A 15,358-nucleotide genomic window follows, 5' to 3' on the forward strand; every position below is an offset into this window, starting at 1 on the left:
AAGTGGTTCGGTTCCGGTTCGGGCGCGCTACCCCCGTCGCGCTATCGCGACGCCGATGTCGTGTTCGACGAGCAAGAAGACGCCGAGTGCCGCGAGGCCGACGACGGCGGGGTCGACGCCGCCGAAGCCGAGCGTCTGGAGAATCGCCGTGAACTGCTCGCCCTCGAAGACGAGCAGTAACCAGATGGTCGCACCGAGACCCTCCACGATGCTGAATCCCAGCGTGCCGATATCGAACATCATCGAGAGGGGGGCTTCTCCCCGCAAGACGTTGTCCTCGACAGTGTGCTGTGGAACGAGCAACAGCGTGAGCAATACGCCAGCGAGGAGGACGCCGTCGACGCCGCCGAGTTGGTCAGCCACGCCGAGCCAAAGCCCCCATAGAAGCGCCTCGGAGAGGCTGATTCCGACGATTCGAGTCAGGGGAAACGACAGCGAAAGTCCGTTGACCGTCGCGTCCGTCAGGATGTGCTCGATGACGAGGCCGACCGTGAGGACGGTCAGGCCGACGGCCGCCGCCTGCGAGATGACGGGTTCGCCCTGTACGAGCGCCAACCATAACCCCAACGCGAGGGTCTCGACCACGGTGAAACCGACCATCAGAAAGGTCTGCCCCGTGAGAAACAGTTCGTCGAGTGAGGTCCGTTCGCGCCCGTCGAACGTAGCCATATCGCTCAGCCGTGTGCACGGTGTATAGTTACCCACCGATTATCGGACACCGCGTGCTCCCGGCGTCTCGGTGATTCGAACGCGAAAAGCGAGTTCCGGCCGCGCCGGGCGGTCAGTCGGCCGCTCCTACGAAGCAGTCGCGTACGCCACGGGGTTGAAACGCCGCGTACCTAATCGTCCGCTTCGAGGTCCGACCGCGTCTGGTCGAGGTACGGCAACTGCGCGGCCGTCTCCTCGATGGCGTTGCGGTTGGCCTTCATCAGCGCCGTCGTGTCCCAGATGCCCTCGACGAGAGCCTGTCGCTGTGCGTCGTCGACGCTGACGGAGATTTCGTTGCCGCCGTAGCGGACCGTTTCGGCTTCCACGTCGACTTCGATGTCGCCGTCGGGGGTGTCGTCGACCCACTGCTGAAGCGCGTTGATGGTCTCGTGGTCGGCCGTCAACGTCGGGATGCCGAGCGCGAGGCAGTTGCCCGCGAAAATCTCGGCGAAGCCCTCGCCGATGATGGCGTCGATGCCCCAGCGCATCAGCGCCTGCGGGGCGTGTTCGCGCGAGGAGCCACAGCCGAAGTTGTTGTTGACCACCATGACGTTGGCGTCACCGAATCGCTCCTCGTTCATCGGGTGGTCCTTCTGGTTGTCCTCGTCGTCGAACCGGAGGTCGAAGAAGGCGAACTCCCCGAGGCCGTCGAAGGTGACGACCTTCATGAATCGGGCCGGGATAATCTGGTCCGTGTCGATGTCGTTCCCGCGGATGGGGATACCCGTTCCCTCGACGTAGTCGACCTGCGGAATCTCCTCGGTCGGGTCAGTCATTGCAGCGCCACCTCCTTCAGGTCGCGCACGTCAGAGACTTCCCCGGTGATGGCCGCTGCGGCGACCATGCGCGGGTTCATCAGGACGGTGCGGCCGTCCTTGCTCCCCTGCCGCCCGACGAAGTTGCGGTTCGACGAGGACGCACACGCTTCGTCGCCCTCCAGTTGGTCCTCGTTCATGCCGAGACACATCGAACAGCCAGCGTTGCGCCACTCGAAGCCAGCGGCCTCGAAGATGTCCTTCAGGCCCTCTTCCTCGGCCGTTTTCTGGACGCGCTGACTGCCGGGGACGACGAACGCGCGCACGTCGTCGTCGACCTGTCGACCCTTGACGATGCGGGCCGCGCGTCGCAGGTCGGGCATGCGGGCGTTCGTACAGGACCCGAGGAAGGCCACGTCGATTTCGTAGCCCTCCATCGACTCGCCGGGTTCGACGCGCATGTGCTTCTGCGCGCGTCGAGCGGTGTCCTGTTTGTCCTCGGGGAGGTCTTCGGGGGCCGGAATCGGGTCGTCGATACCGATGCCCTGTCCGGGCGTGGTCCCCCACGTGACGACGGGGTCCAGTTCGCTCGCGTCGATTTCGACCACGTCGTCGTACTCGGCGTCGTCGTCGCTCTGGATGGACTGCCAGTACGGCTTCAGTTCCTCGAACTTCCCGGGGTTCTCCTGGAAGTAATCCGTCCCTTCCAGCCACTCGAAGGTGGTCTCGTCGGGGTTGACGTAGCCCGCGCGAGCGCCGCCCTCGATGGACATGTTACAGATGGACATCCGCCCTTCCATGTCGAGGTTCTCGATGGCCTCGCCAGCGTACTCGTAGACGTAGCCGACGCCGCCCTCGGTGCCGAGACGGCGGATGATTTCGAGGATGATGTCCTTCGCTTCGACGCCCTCGCCGAGTTCGCCGTTGACCTCGATTTTGCGGACCTTCTGTTTCTCCATCGCGATGGTCTGGGTCGCCAGCACGTCGCGAATCTGGCTGGTCCCGATACCGAACGCCAGCGCGCCGAACGCGCCGTGCGTCGAGGTGTGGCTGTCGCCACAGACGATGGTCTTACCGGGTTGGGTGATGCCCTGCTCCGGCCCGATGACGTGGACGATGCCCTGTTCGCCCGTCGTCGGGTCCGAGAACTGGATGCCCGCGTCGCGGACGTTCTCCTCCAGTTCGGCCATCATCCGCTCGGCGGCGTCGTCGGCGTACGGTCGGTCCTGATTCGCCGTCGGGACGATGTGGTCGACCGTCGCGTGGGTCAGGTCCGGGCGCGCGACTTCGAGGCCGCGCTCTTGGAGCATCCCGAACGCCTGCGGACTCGTCACCTCGTGGATGAGGTGGAGGCCGACAAACAGTTGGTCCTGCCCGTTGGGCAGGGTCGTGACTTTGTGCCGGTCCCATACCTTGTCGTACAGGGTTCCTTCGCTCATACTGTCTCGTCCCGTCCTTCGGTGCCGCGTTCGTAGGCGCGCGAGACGCCCTCGCCGGGCGCTTCGTGGTCGACGTCTTCCATCGTCTCGCCGGTCTCTGCCTCGTCTTCGGCGTCTGCGTTCCCGCCGTCGGCCGCGACTGCCGGGCCGCGCTGGAAGGCCGCGCCGAAGGTGTCGTTCGTGTGCGGGTGCGTGTGGTCCACGTCCCGCATCGTTGTTTCGTCGTCAGTCATCTGCTGGTGCTTCTTCCTGCTGCTGGTCCGCGTCGTCGCCGCCCCACGCGAACAGTTCGCGCAGGCCGCCGCCGACTTGCTCGATTTGGTGTTCCTGTTCGGCCTGTCGGTACTGCTTGTACGCGGGCCGGTGGGCCTGATTCTCGTTGATCCACTCGCGGGCGAACTCGCCGTTCTGGACCTCTTCGAGAATCTTCTCCATGCCCTCGCGGTCGATGACCTCCTCACCGCGGGTGAGGCCGCCGTACTCGGCGGTGTCGGAGACGGAGTTCCACATCTCCATGTGGCCGCCCTCGTACATCAGGTCGACGATGAGTTTGAGTTCGTTCAGACACTCGAAGTAGGCCATCTCCGGCGCGTAGCCCGCGTCGACGAGCGTCTCGAAGCCAGCCTTGACCATCTCGGTGACCCCGCCACAGAGGACGGCCTGCTCGCCGAACAGGTCGGTCTCGACTTCCTCCTGGAAGGTCGTCTCGATGACGCCCGCGCGAGTACAGCCGATACCCTTCGCGTAGGCCAGCGACTCCTCGAAGGCGTCGCCCGTGGCGTCCTGATAGATAGCGATGAGACCGGGGGTCCCTTCGCCGCGCTCGTAGGTCCGGCGGACGAGGTGCCCGGGGGACTTCGGCGCGACCATCGTCACGTCGACGTCTTCCGGCGGTTCGATCTGGCCGTAGTGGATGTTGAAGCCGTGTGCGAACTGGAGCGTGTCACCGGCGTCCAGTTCGTCCTCGATGGCCTCGTAGACGGCTGGCTGGACGGTGTCCGGGACCAGAACGACCACGCGGTCGGCCTCGCGGGCCGCCACGTCCGGCGTCTCGACGCGCAGGCCCGCGTCTTCGGCGGCCGCGCGGGAGGACGAGTCCTCACGGAGGCCGACCACGACGTCCACGCCGGAGTCGTGAAGGTTCAGCGCGTGGGCGTGGCCCTGCGAGCCGTAGCCGAGTACGGCAACTGTCTCGTCGTCGAGTGTCGATACGTCAGCGTCGTCGTCGTAGTAGACTTCAGTGGTGAGTTCGTCAGACATCTGTGTCTAGTGTTTTCGGGCCGCGTTCCAGTGCGGCGGCCCCGGTTCGCACGATTTCCTGCACGTCGAACTGCTTGAACGCCTCGACGGCAGCGTCTATCTTCTGCTTGCTGCCCGTTATCTCGACGGTCACCGAGTCGGTGGAGGCGTCGACGGCCTGCCCGTCGTACATCTCCGCGACGGCGTTCACGTCGTCGGGTTTCTCCCCGCCGACCTTGATGAGCGCGAGTTCGCGTCGGAGCGCCTCGGGCTCCAGTTCCGTCACCGAGATGACGGGCACGAGCTTCTGCAGTTGTTTCTTCGCCTGGTCGATTCCCGGCTCCGGCTCCTCGATGAGGATGGTCATCCGGGCTATGTTCTCGTCACTCGTGGGGCCGACGGTTAGACTTTCGATGTTGAACTGCCGACGGCTGAACAGCCCGGACACCTCCGCGAGCACGCCGGGCTTGTGCTTGACGAGCGCCGAGAGGACCGCCTGTCGGGGGTCGTGGGTGACTTCGGCCTCGGGGTCGACGCGAATCCCTTGCGAGTTGCGTCGACCTTCCGGGCGAATCCGTTCCGTCGGTGCGGGACCTGGCATTCCTCCGGTCATGGTTAGAGCATCTCCAGATGGTCTTCTTCCAGTGCGAACAGGCCGTTGTCACCGCCGCTCGGGACCATCGGGAAGACGTTCTCCCCGGGGTCGATGTGGGCGTCGATGACGCTCGGCCCGTCGTAGTCGCGCGCGGCCTGAATCGTCTCCTCGACGTCCTCGGAGTCCTCCAGTCGGAACCCGCGAGCACCGAACGCTTCGGCGAGTTTGTCGAACTGCGGAATCCACGGGTACTCCGAGGCCATCCGGCGACCCTCGTAGAAGCCGTCCTGCCACTGGCGGACCATCCCGACGGCCTCGTTGTTGAGGATGACGTAGGTGATGTCGAGGTTCTCGCGAACCGCGACCGACAGGCCCTGAACGGTCATCAGGAACGACCCGTCGCCGTCGAAACAGACGACCTCTTGGTCGGGGGCGGCCAGTTTCGCGCCGATGGCCGCGGGGACGCCGTACCCCATCGTGCCCAGACCGTGCGAGGAGACCCACGTCCGGGGCTCCGTGTACTCCCAGAACTGGGAGGCCCACATCTGGTGCTGGCCGACGCCGGTACAGACGATGGTGTCCTCGGGCGTCACGTCCGAGAACGTCTCGACGACGTACTGCGGTTTCAGCGGTTCGTCGTCGGGCATCTCGTAGCTCATCGGGAACTCGTCTTTCCACGTCTGGCACTGCTCGCGCCACTCGTCGGCGTCGGGTGCCCGCGGCATCGCGTCGAACAACTGGCGCAGGACCTCCCGCGCGTCGCCGATGAGCGGGTAGTCCGCGTAGATGTTCTTGCTGATTTCGGCGGGGTCAATGTCGACGTGGATGACCTCCGCGTCCGGGGCGAAGGAGTCGACGCCGCCGGTCAGGCGGTCGTCGAACCGCGTCCCGATTGCGAGCATGCAGTCGGTGTTCGTGATGGCCATGTTGGCGTAGCCGGTGCCGTGCATGCCCGCCCATTCGAGGGAGAGTTCGTGGTCTTCGGGGAAGCTCCCGATGCCGGGCATCGTCGTGATGACGGGAATCTCGTACTCCATGGCGAACTCCCGCAGAGCGTTCGAGGCGTCGGCCTTGATGACGCCGCCGCCCGAGAGGATGACCGGGCGGTCGGCGGCCGCGAGGGCGTCGGCGGCGGCCTGCACGTCGGCCTCGTCGGCCTCCTCCTGCACGTGGTACGTGTCGGGCGTCGTCGGCGGGTTCGGTTCGACGTCGGTTTCGCCCTGCGTGATGTCTTTCGGCAGGTCGACGAGCGTCGGCCCCTGTCGGCCCGCGTCGGCCAGCGCGAACGCCTCGCTCACGTCGTGACCGACGGTGTCGGAGTGGTTCGCGAAGTAGCTCTCTTTCGTGATTGGCTGAGTGATGCCGACGGTGTCCGTCTCCTGGAACGCGTCGTTGCCGACGAAGTTCGAGGGGACCTGCCCGGTCAGGGCAATCATCGGGTCCGAGTCCATGTTCGCGTCGGCGATGCCGGTCACGAGGTTGGTCGCGCCCGGCCCGGACGTGGCGAAACAGACGCCGGGGTCGCCCGTGACGATGCCGTAGGCGTCGGCGGCGTGGGACGCCCCCTGCTCGTGGGCCATCGTGACGTGCGTGATGTCCGAGTCGTACAGGGCGTCGTAGACGGGCATGATTGCGCCGCCCTGGACGCCGAAGACGTACTCCGCACCCGCGTTTTCGAGGGCGCGGACGACCGACTGCGCGCCGGTGGTGACCGGCGCTTGGGTCTGCTCCTCGGCTTCCGTCTCCTCTTGCTGTTCGTCCTCTGCGGGGACGGAGGCACGTTCGCTCATGCCATCCCCCCCGTCGACGGTCGATACCGCAGTGTTGTGTGTGCTGTGTGCATAGCTGGCGTGTCTGCTGTGTAATGTGTGGTCGATACGGTCGGCGACGAAGGTGGGGTAGAAGGGGCTATACAGCCCCTACAATACGCCCGACGCGAAGAAGGAGCGCGCCGCTTGCGGCCCGGCGAGTCGGACGGCCTGCGCGCGCTGTCATCGTGTCGAGAGACAAACGTCGGTAGATAATAAACGTTCTGTGAGAGGTGCTGACGAACGCCGTCGTCGTCGCGAGCCGACACTGCGCGCCGCTGCTGACGGTTCGACACTGCCGGAGACGAGGTCATGGGCCTACGCCCGGACCTCCTCGCTCTCCTCTTCGACGCCGACCTCCGTGGCGAACCGTTCCAGTTCGCTCAGCGTGACCTGCTGTTTCTCCGCGCCGTAGTCCTTGACGCGACGGGTCACTTCTCGAACTTCGGCGTCCGTCGGGGCGTAGCCCGCGTCGACCAACCGCTCGCGCACCGAGTGCGCGCCGGTGTGTTTGCCCAAGACGAGTTCGCGCTCCGCGCCGACCATCTCGGGGGTCATGACGCCCGGTTCGAACGTGCTGGAGTTCTCGATGACGCCGGCGGCGTGGATGCCGCTCTCGTGTGAGAAGGCGTTCCGGCCGACGACCGGTTTGTTGGCCGGGACCGGGATGTCGGACTTCTCCTCGACCAGTCGCGACAGTTCCGTGATACGGGTCGTGTCGATACCGGTCTCGACGTCGTACAGCGACTCCAGCGCCATGACGACTTCCTCGTAGGCCGCGTTACCGGCCCGTTCACCGATGCCGTTGACGGACACCTGCGCCTGACTCGCACCCGCTTCGAAGCCGGAGATGGCGTTCGCAGACGCCAGTCCGAAGTCGTCGTGTGCGTGCACGTCGATGCGCGCGTCGGTGTGTGCGTCGACCTTCTCGATGAGGTCGTAGAACCGACGCGGCGTCGCGACGCCGCAGGTGTCCGGGATGTTTATCCAATCTGCGCCCGCCTCGGACGTGGCCTCGATGACCTCCAAGAGGAAGCTCTCGTCGGTCCGGGTCGCGTCCATCGGCGAGAACATGCACTCAGCACCGGCCTCGGTGATGCGCTGGACGCTCTCGACGGCGCTGTCGAGTGCCTCCTGCCGGGTGGCGTGCATGGAATCTTGCAACTGTACGTCCGACGTCGAGACGAATGTGTGGACCATGTCCACACCCGAGTCCAAGGCCGCCTCGATGTCTTTCTCGACCACACGCGCCAAGCCGCACGTCGTCACGTGGGACGACTCCGCGATATCGCGCACCGCCTCGAACTCCGCGTCGGAGTTGACGGGGAACCCGGCCTCGATGACGTGGGTCCCCATCTCGTCGAGTACAGCGGCTATCTCGCGTTTGTCCTCGTAATTGAACGACGTGCGTGGCGACTGTTCACCATCGCGCAGTGTGGTGTCGAAAATACGTGCGTCTGTTATCTCAGACGTGGAATCCAGTGTGCCCTGGAAGAACTCGATCCGCCGGAGATTCCGACGTGCCCTCGTTGTTGGACATAAGCACCCGTAAATGGACACTTCCAGTACTTATACTTGTCCATCGGGTCGGTTCTGAACGTGTGTCACTCTCACGCGGATGCCGGGCGTCAGACACGGGGAGAGGATTTTTGCCGTCCCAGCGTCTGTACGGGCGTATGAGTGAGTTCGAGGGATTGGACCTTCAGGCGGTCGAAGACCAGATGGCGGCCGACGAGGACGGCGGCGGATGCAACCGCGTCGTCCTCGGCGTGCTAGACGGGGATACCGACGACGACGAGTGGGTCGACCTCATCGAGGACGGCGCGGCCCTCGTCCTGAACGTCGACGGAGACCTGAACGAACTGGCCGCCGGGTTCGCCCGGCCGGTGAAGGAAGCGGACGGCGAACTGATGCACTTCCGAGGCTTCCTCGTGGTGACGCCGCCGGGCGTCAGCATCGACACCGACCGACTCTGAGTACGTCGAGGACTCGCCTCACTCCCCGGCCACGAGGGTCAGGTAGTGGCCGTCGGGGTCGCGGATTCTCACCCCTTCATCGACAGAGGTTACGGCGAGGGCGTCGTCGGCCACCTGGCGGGCGGCGGCGCTCGGGTCGTCGGCGACCATCCCGAAATCGACGTGGACGCCGCCTCGGGCGTCGGCGATACCGAGACGGGGTTCCCACAGTTCGAGGTCCAGTTCTCCCGTCGTCAGTCGGACCCGTCCCGCATCGCGGCCGTCGTCAACCATCTCGAAGTCGAGTCGCCGGTAGAAGTCGACGGCCGAATCGAGGTCCTCGACTTCGAGGACGAGTTCGAACAGACCGGTGACGCCCGACCCCTCGTGGCTCCGTTCGCCCAGTTCCACGCAGTTGCCCTCCGGGTCGTAGAAGTACAGCGAGCGCGCGTCGCCGAACGTCTCCTCCACGAGGTCGAAACGCTCGTCGAGGCGGTCCCACCAGTCGTCGTACTCCCGTTCCGGAATCGTCATCGCGTAGTGGGTGTGGAGGCCGCCGCGAGGGACCGGTCCGGGCGCGCGCAGTCGGATGTCAGTCTCGCCAGCCGCGAGTACCGCCTCTCCCTCCGTCTCCTCGACAACGTCGAGTTCGAGGAAGGCGTCGTAGAACGCGGTCATCCGGTCGGTGTACTTCACTTCGAGCGTGAGCCACGCCGGGCGTGAAAGCATGGCTGGCGATTGGGGCGCGAGCGACAAAACTCTCCGTCCGTCGCCGACCGGGTCGCCAAACTCTCGGCACGAACCCGAGCGTTTTAGAGCATTTATCCACGCCGAAGCCGTACAGGGGGTATGCCGATGAAAGGTTCGGGCGCGGCCACGAGTTGGGAGGAGACGAACCGCTGGGAGCGCGGGGCCAGTTGGCTCGCGTATCCCCACGAGACGATGCAACGGGCGAGCCACGTCCTCGAAACGGACGCGGGCGCTATCGTCGTCGACCCGGTGGACGCCGACGGCATCGACGACCTGTTCGCCGAGTTCGGCGAGGTGGCGGGCGTCGTCATCCTCCTAGACCGCCACAAGCGAGACAGCGCGGCCATCGCGAACCGCCACGACGCGCCCGTCTACGTCCCCGACTGGATGGACGACGTGGAATCGGCCCTCGACGCGCCCGTCGAGCGCGTCCACCGGCAGATTCCGGGGACCGACTACGGGGTCCACAAGCACATCAACAACCCGTTCTGGCAGGAGGCGACGCTGTACGGCGACGCGGACGACACGCTCGTCGTCTCAGAATCGCTGGGGACGGCCGACTACTTCCTCGCGGGGAACGAACGCCTCGGCGTCCACCCGATGCTCCGCCTGTTCCCGCCGTCGAAACTGAAACGGCTGAGCCCCGACCGCCTGCTGGTCGGCCACGGTCACGGTATCATGGACGACGCGACGGAGGCGATAGCCTACGCCCTCAGCGGGTCGCGTAGCCGGACGCCGCAACTGTACGCGAAGGCGTTCAAGTCGTTCGTCCTCGGCTGACTCGACAGTTCGCCGACGGGATTATACGCGCGCCCGACGAACAGTGACGTGTGGTGTACGTCACGCGCGGACTCGTCGAGACGCTGTTACGCTTAGCCAGCGAGGCCGAACCCGACGACGTGACCATCTCCCTCGCGGTCACGCGGGCGAAGGACCTCCCGGACGCCGACCTGGACCCCGAGACGCCGGTGTTCACGGACTTCTACCTCCCGTCGGCCGGAGGGTCGGTCAACGCCGTCTTCGGGATGGACCTCGGGACGCCCGCCGGACAGACGCAGGGCCGGTTCGTCTCCCACCCCGGCGGCTACATGGGCGTCAGCAAGACCGACGACCTCCACGAGGTGGTGTTCGTCGCGATTCCGCCGTGGGACGACGAGAGTTTCGGGGCGTTCGACCGCTCGGGTAGGAAGCAGGAGGTCACCGTCCTCGACGTGGAACCGCCCGAGGAGTCGCTCGCCTGATTATTCGAGGTAGCCGAGGTCGCGCAGTTGGTCGGCGATGTCCTGAAACTGCGCCTCCGTCAGTTCGCCCTCTCGTTGGTGTTGGACGACGATGCTGCGCAGGAGGAACCGGACCAAATCGGACGTACTGGAGAAACTGGTCCCCTCGATAGTACCTTCGACGCGCTCCGCGAGGTCTTTCGGGATGGATACCGTTGTGTAGTCGGCCATACGCGACGGGAAGATAGCGACGCTGAAAACGGTTGTGTCCGCGGTTCAGCGAGGCTCGTCGGCCTCGGTGTCGAACTGCCCGGCGGTCGCCGAACTGGTCGGTGAGAACATCATCGGCGCGCGGTCGGTGCGTGACTCGCGCCCAAAGGTCGGGATTTCGGTGGGATACGCTTCGTCGTCGGTGGGTGTCGTGATTCGGGTTGTCATCCTGGGGGTCGTGTGGGGGTCGTGTGTCGGTCGTCGAACTGGGCTGTGAACGGGCGTGCGGCGCAAGCTTTGGGTACAAGCATAGGCTACCCCCACCTTTCGCCCCATCTATAATAAAAGTTAATGATTGACTATCGGCGGCTACAGGACCAACCGATTCTCGTACTCCGTGAGGTTCTCGTAGCCGTCCTCGGTGACGACGACGAGGTCTTCGATGCGGACGCCGCCGACTTCGGGGTCATAGAGGCCCGGTTCGATGGTGACGACGTGTCCCGGTTTCAGTTCGCCGCCAGCGGGCGAGAGGCGCGGGAGTTCGTGAACGTCGAGGCCGACGCCGTGGCCGGTGCTGTGGATGAATCCGGTCTCGGCGCGGTCGTCGCTCCGGAGCGTCGGCAGTCCGGCGTCCTCGTACACGTCACAGACCGCGTCGTGGACCGCTTTGCCGGTCGCCCCGGGTTCCAGCGCGTCGAACGCCGCGTCCATCGCTCGTTCGGTCAGGTCGTACCACTCCCGTATCGTCTCGCTCGGTTCGCCGACGCTGAACGTGCGGGTCATGTCCGCGTGGTACTTCGTCGCCTTGTCCTGCGGGAAGATGTCGACGATGATGGCCGCCTCGGCCGAGAGGGGGCCGCTGCCGCGGTCGTGCGGGTCGGCGGCGTCGCTCCCGCAGGCGACGATGGTCTCGTCGAGCGAACAGCCGTGTCGCAGGAGCGTCACCTCAATCTCCTCTTTGACGCGTTCGCTCGTCAGCGCCTCGCCGTCGTGTTCGAGCGTCCCGTCGTCGGCGACCGTGGCCGACCGCAGGAGGTCTTCGGCGGCCTGCATCGACGCCTCGTTGGCCCGTTGGGCGGCGCGGACGTGGTCGATTTCCTCCTCCGTCTTGGTCGCGCGAATCTCGGTGACGACGCCGTCGGTGTCGGCGGTCACGGAGACGCCGCGAGCGCGGAGACCGTCGGCGGTCTTGAGCGGGAACCGCGGCGGGACGGCGACGCTGTCCACGTCGTACGAGCGGAGGAAGCGAGCGAGGACGTGTGAGACGGCCTCCTCCGGACCGTGCTCGTCGACGAGTTTCGCGTGGTCGAAGTCGACGTAGCGCTCGACGCTCTCGGCCCGCGCCTCGCGGACGGCGCGGCCGTACTCCAGACTGCGCGGAAAGAGGAGGTGCGTCTCGCCGTCGTACAGCGTCACGAACGGGTCCGGCGCGTCGAACCCAGAGAGATAGTACTGGTCGGAGTCCGTCGAATCGGCGTCCACGAGGTAGCCGTCCGTGTCGCGGTCGTCGAGATACCCGTCGAGCGCGGAGAAGTCGGGGTCCATATGCGTCGGTGGACCGGGGAGGGCAAAGGGCTACCGACGGCGAATATCGGCCCTCTCCGCGGAGACAGTTATCGCCTCCCGGAGCGTTCTCTCCGTATGGCATCCGACAGAGAAGCGGTCGCACAGACCGTCCAGCGACTAATCGACGAGGTGAGTGAGTGGCCCCACGTCACCGTCGGCGACCACCGCTTCGGCGGGACGGAGTTCCGCGTCGGCCCGCGGGAAATCGGCCACGTCCACGGGTGGGGGATGCTCGACATCGCCTACCTCCGAAAGCTCCGTGACGTCCTCATCGACGAGGACCACACCGGGCCGCACCACCTGCTGACGGAGTCCGGATGGACGACCGAGTACATCGAATCGCCCGCGGACTACGACCACGCGCAGTGGCTTCTGCGCCTCTCGTATCTCTACCACGTGAACGTCCTGAAGGGGACGCCCGCGGGGGCCGAGGAGTTCGCCGACGTGGACGTGGAGGACGAACTCGCGGCCCTCGACACCAGCGAGGCGGTCCGCGCGGCCTTCGAGCGGCGCTGACTCCGGGAGGACGCGTCCTGCCTGCTGTCGGTAGCTATCTACTTTATGCTCTGAGACGGCGTAGGACGGGTATGGCTACAGTCACGTCACGGTACCCGGTCGCACGGAGCGGCGGTGAACTCGCGCGGAGAACGGCGCTCGGCGTCCTCGTCAGCGTCGTCGCGGCGCTTTCGGTGCTGGCCATCGTCGGCGCGCTCGGCCTCTCGCTGGGCGCGAGCGGGCCGCAAAGTCCGTTCGCGGCCGTCCCCGTCGTCACGACGACAATCGTCGCGGGCGTCGGCGCGGCCGTCGCCTACGCCGCGCTGGCCCGATTCACCGAGCGCCCGGTCCGGAACTTCACTGCGCTGGCCGTCCTCGTCTTCGTCGGGATGCTCTTCCCAGTCGCGTTCGTCGCTCCCGGCCTCGGCGTCACGACTGCGGGACAGGCCGTCCTCGGCGTCTTGCACGTCGTCGTGGCAGCCTCGCTGGTTGCGTTCGTCGTCGGTGCGGTTCGCTTCTGAGTGAAAAACTGGATTCTGCGTTCGAATTGTAGAGAGCGGTAGCCTCTTGTCGCCCGCCCGCAATCGCCCGGACATGGACGTCACGATACGCGAATCGACGGTCGCGGGCACCGCACAGGCCCCGCCGTCGAAGAGCTACACGCACCGGGCCATCCTCGCCGCCGGGTACGCCGACGGCGCGACGGTTCGAAGCCCGCTGGTCAGCGCCGACACGAAAGCGACGATGCGGGCCGTCTCCGCCTACGGCGGCGCGGTCGACCGGAGCGAGGAGAGCGCTATCGTCGTCGACGGCTTCGACGGGCGGCCGGAGACGCCCGACAACGTCATCGACTGCGCGAACAGCGGGACGACGATGCGTCTGGTCACCGCGACGGCAGCGCTCCAAGACGAGTTGACCGTCCTCACAGGCGACGACTCCCTGCGCTCGCGTCCGCAGGGACCGCTCCTCGATGCCATCGGACAGTTGGGCGGCCGCGCCGAGAGCACACGCTCGAACGGGCAGGCCCCCCTCGTCGTCGGCGGCGGCGTCGACGGCGGCACCGTCGCCATCCCCGGCGACGTGTCCTCGCAGTACATCACGGCCCTCCTGATGGCAGGAGCGGTGACCGACACCGGCATCGACGTTGAACTGACGACCGAACTCAAGTCCTCGCCGTACGTCGACATCACCCTCGAAGTCCTCTCCGACTTCGGCGTGACCGCCGAACGGACCGACGACGGCTACGCCGTCGCGGGCGGGCAGACCTACGACCCCGACGGCGGCGCGTACGACGTGCCCGGGGACTTCTCCTCGATGAGCTACCTGCTCGCGATGGGGGCGCTCGCCGCCGAGGACGGCCTCACCGTCACCTCGGCGTTCCCGAGCGCACAGGGCGACTCGGCTATCGTGGATATCCTCGACCGGATGGGCGCGACACTGGAGTGGGACCGCGAGGACGGCGAAATCGCGGTCGAACGGTCGTCGCTCTCCGGCGTCGAAGTCGGCGTCGAGGACACGCCGGACCTTCTTCCGACCATCGCGACCCTCGGGGCGGCCGCCGACGGGGTCACCCGCATCACCGACGCCGAACACGTCCGGTACAAGGAGACGGACCGCGTGAGCGCGATGGCCGAAGAACTGACCAAGATGGGGGCGGAAGTCGAGGAGAAGCAGGACGAACTCGTCGTCTACGGCGAGGAAACAGACCTGCACGGCGCGACGGTCGACGGGCGCGCGGACCACCGCATCATCATGTCGCTTGCAGTCGCAGGCCTCGTGGCCGACGGCGAGACGACGGTGACCGGCGCGGAACACGTCGACGTGTCGTTCCCGAACTTCTTCGACGTACTCGCCGACCTCGGCGCGACCGTCGAGCGGTAGGGCGTCAATCGGAGGCCGCCGACTCCTGAAGTGAGATGTCGCCGTTCTGTCCGACCGTGACCTCGAACGCCGCGTACTCGAAGACGACAGTCGGCCACTGGTCGGGAGCGGTGGCGTAGAGCGCTTCCAGCGCGTCCGTGTCGACCGCCTCGTACAGTGGCGGGAGGTCGATAACGTCCCGTTCACTGATCCGACCCACGAACGAAACGAGGTGTTCACAGATCGTATTCGTCGCTGTCGGTTCGTACACCGTCTCGAAGTCGTCGTCGTTCGTGCGCTCGTTCATTGTGTTTACACCACCGGACTCAATCTCAATCGTCGGCCCGTTGCTCGTCCGAAGTCGACGCCACGCCCACTTGCTGTGGGAGCGTCGACGGGTTCAGCGCGCCGACCGGAACACGATGCGCCGTCTCGGTGAGCGAGACGGTGTCTCCGTCTCGATTCCAGTCGACCAGGTCGACTCGGTCCAACATGGGAAGGGTCACGTGATAGAGCCGAACCTCGACATCGGTCCGCGATTCGTCGCCCGTCTCGTCGAGGTGGGCGGCGATAGCATCGAACGTCGCCGGTTGGTCCGAATCGAACAGGAAGTTCACCGTGGTCCGGCGCTCCGGTTTGCTCAACGCGTGGAATATAGACTCCCAGTCGGGGTCAGTAGGCGCTCCCATGGACCCAGTAAAGCACCGCCTCCCCCAAACGATACTGCCTGTTTTTACAAGTTCATTAAGTACCGTCGG

20 protein-coding genes are annotated in these 15,358 nt (G+C 65.9%); 6 read left to right on the forward strand and 14 right to left on the reverse strand.

Features of this window, described 5'->3' with window-relative positions:
- Positions 1 to 27: 27 nt before the first annotated feature.
- From NJQ44_RS11185 to NJQ44_RS11220, 8 genes are all read right to left on the reverse strand, one after another.
- Complete coding sequence (locus NJQ44_RS11185) at positions 28 to 669, reverse strand: hypothetical protein (RefSeq protein ID WP_254271436.1); 642 nt, start codon at positions 667 to 669, stop codon at positions 28 to 30.
- A 170-nt stretch (positions 670 to 839) separates the two neighbouring features.
- Positions 840 to 1,484, reverse strand: coding sequence for a 3-isopropylmalate dehydratase small subunit (leuD, locus tag NJQ44_RS11190; RefSeq protein WP_254271437.1), 645 nt, complete (start codon positions 1,482 to 1,484; stop codon positions 840 to 842).
- Positions 1,481 to 2,902, reverse strand: coding sequence for a 3-isopropylmalate dehydratase large subunit (leuC, locus tag NJQ44_RS11195; protein WP_254271438.1), 1,422 nt, complete (start codon positions 2,900 to 2,902; stop codon positions 1,481 to 1,483). Before leuC ends, leuD begins: the two co-directional genes overlap by 4 nt.
- Complete coding sequence (locus NJQ44_RS11200) at positions 2,899 to 3,135, reverse strand: DUF7989 family protein (protein ID WP_254271439.1); 237 nt, start codon at positions 3,133 to 3,135, stop codon at positions 2,899 to 2,901. The genes leuC and NJQ44_RS11200 overlap by 4 nt, the downstream gene beginning before the upstream one ends.
- Positions 3,128 to 4,162, reverse strand: a complete 1,035-nt coding sequence (gene ilvC / locus NJQ44_RS11205; RefSeq protein WP_254271440.1) for a ketol-acid reductoisomerase — start codon at positions 4,160 to 4,162, stop codon at positions 3,128 to 3,130. The genes NJQ44_RS11200 and ilvC overlap by 8 nt, the downstream gene beginning before the upstream one ends.
- Positions 4,155 to 4,742 carry an acetolactate synthase small subunit gene (gene ilvN / locus NJQ44_RS11210; RefSeq protein WP_254271441.1) on the reverse strand — a complete coding sequence of 196 codons (588 nt, stop codon included), beginning with the start codon at positions 4,740 to 4,742 and terminating at the stop codon, positions 4,155 to 4,157. Before ilvN ends, ilvC begins: the two co-directional genes overlap by 8 nt.
- A 14-nt stretch (positions 4,743 to 4,756) precedes the next feature.
- The gene (gene ilvB, locus NJQ44_RS11215) at positions 4,757 to 6,526 is read right to left on the reverse strand and encodes a biosynthetic-type acetolactate synthase large subunit (protein WP_254271442.1); all 1,770 of its coding nucleotides are present in this window, start codon (positions 6,524 to 6,526) and stop codon (positions 4,757 to 4,759) included.
- A gap of 336 nt (positions 6,527 to 6,862) precedes the next feature.
- The gene (locus tag NJQ44_RS11220) at positions 6,863 to 8,110 is read right to left on the reverse strand and encodes a LeuA family protein (RefSeq protein WP_254274334.1); all 1,248 of its coding nucleotides are present in this window, start codon (positions 8,108 to 8,110) and stop codon (positions 6,863 to 6,865) included.
- Positions 8,111 to 8,220: 110 nt separating this feature from the next.
- Here NJQ44_RS11220 and NJQ44_RS11225 point away from each other — a divergent pair, with 110 nt between their 5' ends.
- On the forward strand, positions 8,221 to 8,520 hold the full coding sequence (locus NJQ44_RS11225; protein ID WP_254271443.1) for a DUF5779 family protein: 300 nt from the start codon (positions 8,221 to 8,223) through the stop codon (positions 8,518 to 8,520).
- A gap of 18 nt (positions 8,521 to 8,538) precedes the next feature.
- Here the strand turns inward: NJQ44_RS11225 and NJQ44_RS11230 are convergent, their stop codons facing one another.
- The gene (locus tag NJQ44_RS11230; RefSeq protein WP_254271444.1) at positions 8,539 to 9,228 is read right to left on the reverse strand and encodes a VOC family protein; all 690 of its coding nucleotides are present in this window, start codon (positions 9,226 to 9,228) and stop codon (positions 8,539 to 8,541) included.
- Positions 9,229 to 9,348: 120 nt separating this feature from the next.
- Here NJQ44_RS11230 and NJQ44_RS11235 point away from each other — a divergent pair, with 120 nt between their 5' ends.
- Together NJQ44_RS11235 and NJQ44_RS11240 are read left to right on the forward strand one after the other, a co-directional pair.
- A complete protein-coding gene (locus tag NJQ44_RS11235) occupies positions 9,349 to 10,029 on the forward strand; it encodes a hypothetical protein (RefSeq protein WP_254271445.1) in 681 nt (226 codons plus the stop codon).
- Between the two features lie 50 nt (positions 10,030 to 10,079).
- The gene (locus NJQ44_RS11240) at positions 10,080 to 10,490 is read left to right on the forward strand and encodes a JAB/MPN domain protein-containing protein (RefSeq protein ID WP_254271446.1); all 411 of its coding nucleotides are present in this window, start codon (positions 10,080 to 10,082) and stop codon (positions 10,488 to 10,490) included.
- On the opposite strand, the gene NJQ44_RS11245 is transcribed toward NJQ44_RS11240, so the two are convergent.
- From NJQ44_RS11245 to NJQ44_RS11255, 3 genes are all read right to left on the reverse strand, one after another.
- The gene (locus NJQ44_RS11245; RefSeq protein ID WP_135303121.1) at positions 10,491 to 10,700 is read right to left on the reverse strand and encodes a CopG family ribbon-helix-helix protein; all 210 of its coding nucleotides are present in this window, start codon (positions 10,698 to 10,700) and stop codon (positions 10,491 to 10,493) included.
- Positions 10,701 to 10,745: 45 nt separating this feature from the next.
- Complete coding sequence (locus NJQ44_RS11250; protein ID WP_254271447.1) at positions 10,746 to 10,907, reverse strand: hypothetical protein; 162 nt, start codon at positions 10,905 to 10,907, stop codon at positions 10,746 to 10,748.
- Positions 10,908 to 11,048: 141 nt separating this feature from the next.
- The gene (locus tag NJQ44_RS11255; protein ID WP_254271448.1) at positions 11,049 to 12,224 is read right to left on the reverse strand and encodes a M24 family metallopeptidase; all 1,176 of its coding nucleotides are present in this window, start codon (positions 12,222 to 12,224) and stop codon (positions 11,049 to 11,051) included.
- A 96-nt stretch (positions 12,225 to 12,320) separates the two neighbouring features.
- Here NJQ44_RS11255 and NJQ44_RS11260 point away from each other — a divergent pair, with 96 nt between their 5' ends.
- The 3 genes from NJQ44_RS11260 (at position 12,321) to aroA (ending at position 14,621) form a co-directional block, all read left to right on the forward strand.
- The gene (locus NJQ44_RS11260) at positions 12,321 to 12,761 is read left to right on the forward strand and encodes a luciferase domain-containing protein (protein ID WP_254271449.1); all 441 of its coding nucleotides are present in this window, start codon (positions 12,321 to 12,323) and stop codon (positions 12,759 to 12,761) included.
- A gap of 71 nt (positions 12,762 to 12,832) precedes the next feature.
- On the forward strand, positions 12,833 to 13,261 hold the full coding sequence (locus NJQ44_RS11265; RefSeq protein WP_254271450.1) for a DUF6069 family protein: 429 nt from the start codon (positions 12,833 to 12,835) through the stop codon (positions 13,259 to 13,261).
- A 73-nt stretch (positions 13,262 to 13,334) separates the two neighbouring features.
- Positions 13,335 to 14,621 carry a 3-phosphoshikimate 1-carboxyvinyltransferase gene (aroA, locus tag NJQ44_RS11270; RefSeq protein WP_254271451.1) on the forward strand — a complete coding sequence of 429 codons (1,287 nt, stop codon included), beginning with the start codon at positions 13,335 to 13,337 and terminating at the stop codon, positions 14,619 to 14,621.
- A 4-nt stretch (positions 14,622 to 14,625) separates the two neighbouring features.
- Here the strand turns inward: aroA and NJQ44_RS11275 are convergent, their stop codons facing one another.
- Both NJQ44_RS11275 and NJQ44_RS11280 read right to left on the reverse strand, forming a co-directional pair.
- Positions 14,626 to 14,907 carry a HalOD1 output domain-containing protein gene (locus tag NJQ44_RS11275; RefSeq protein WP_254271452.1) on the reverse strand — a complete coding sequence of 94 codons (282 nt, stop codon included), beginning with the start codon at positions 14,905 to 14,907 and terminating at the stop codon, positions 14,626 to 14,628.
- Between the two features lie 25 nt (positions 14,908 to 14,932).
- Positions 14,933 to 15,289, reverse strand: coding sequence for a DUF7344 domain-containing protein (locus NJQ44_RS11280; protein ID WP_254271453.1), 357 nt, complete (start codon positions 15,287 to 15,289; stop codon positions 14,933 to 14,935).
- Positions 15,290 to 15,358 lie beyond the last annotated feature (69 nt).

Source organism: Haloarcula marina, assembly GCF_024218775.1.
Taxonomy (GTDB): Archaea; Halobacteriota; Halobacteria; order Halobacteriales; family Haloarculaceae; genus Haloarcula; species Haloarcula marina.

What these genes read in the sequence shown, in the direction of transcription:
- NJQ44_RS11185 (WP_254271436.1), bottom strand. Translation starts at nt 669, where the DNA reads ATGGCTACGTTCGACGGGCGCGAACGGACCTCACTCGACGAACTGTTT.
- leuD (WP_254271437.1), bottom strand. Translation starts at nt 1,484, where the DNA reads ATGACTGACCCGACCGAGGAGATTCCGCAGGTCGACTACGTCGAGGGA.
- leuC (WP_254271438.1), bottom strand. Translation starts at nt 2,902, where the DNA reads ATGAGCGAAGGAACCCTGTACGACAAGGTATGGGACCGGCACAAAGTC.
- NJQ44_RS11200 (WP_254271439.1), bottom strand. Translation starts at nt 3,135, where the DNA reads ATGACTGACGACGAAACAACGATGCGGGACGTGGACCACACGCACCCG.
- ilvC (WP_254271440.1), bottom strand. Translation starts at nt 4,162, where the DNA reads ATGTCTGACGAACTCACCACTGAAGTCTACTACGACGACGACGCTGAC.
- ilvN (WP_254271441.1), bottom strand. Translation starts at nt 4,742, where the DNA reads ATGCCAGGTCCCGCACCGACGGAACGGATTCGCCCGGAAGGTCGACGC.
- ilvB (WP_254271442.1), bottom strand. Translation starts at nt 6,526, where the DNA reads ATGAGCGAACGTGCCTCCGTCCCCGCAGAGGACGAACAGCAAGAGGAG.
- NJQ44_RS11225 (WP_254271443.1), top strand. Translation starts at nt 8,221, where the DNA reads ATGAGTGAGTTCGAGGGATTGGACCTTCAGGCGGTCGAAGACCAGATG.
- NJQ44_RS11230 (WP_254271444.1), bottom strand. Translation starts at nt 9,228, where the DNA reads ATGCTTTCACGCCCGGCGTGGCTCACGCTCGAAGTGAAGTACACCGAC.
- NJQ44_RS11235 (WP_254271445.1), top strand. Translation starts at nt 9,349, where the DNA reads ATGCCGATGAAAGGTTCGGGCGCGGCCACGAGTTGGGAGGAGACGAAC.
- NJQ44_RS11245 (WP_135303121.1), bottom strand. Translation starts at nt 10,700, where the DNA reads ATGGCCGACTACACAACGGTATCCATCCCGAAAGACCTCGCGGAGCGC.
- NJQ44_RS11250 (WP_254271447.1), bottom strand. Translation starts at nt 10,907, where the DNA reads ATGACAACCCGAATCACGACACCCACCGACGACGAAGCGTATCCCACC.
- NJQ44_RS11255 (WP_254271448.1), bottom strand. Translation starts at nt 12,224, where the DNA reads ATGGACCCCGACTTCTCCGCGCTCGACGGGTATCTCGACGACCGCGAC.
- NJQ44_RS11260 (WP_254271449.1), top strand. Translation starts at nt 12,321, where the DNA reads ATGGCATCCGACAGAGAAGCGGTCGCACAGACCGTCCAGCGACTAATC.
- NJQ44_RS11265 (WP_254271450.1), top strand. Translation starts at nt 12,833, where the DNA reads ATGGCTACAGTCACGTCACGGTACCCGGTCGCACGGAGCGGCGGTGAA.
- aroA (WP_254271451.1), top strand. Translation starts at nt 13,335, where the DNA reads ATGGACGTCACGATACGCGAATCGACGGTCGCGGGCACCGCACAGGCC.
- NJQ44_RS11275 (WP_254271452.1), bottom strand. Translation starts at nt 14,907, where the DNA reads ATGAACGAGCGCACGAACGACGACGACTTCGAGACGGTGTACGAACCG.
- NJQ44_RS11280 (WP_254271453.1), bottom strand. Translation starts at nt 15,289, where the DNA reads ATGGGAGCGCCTACTGACCCCGACTGGGAGTCTATATTCCACGCGTTG.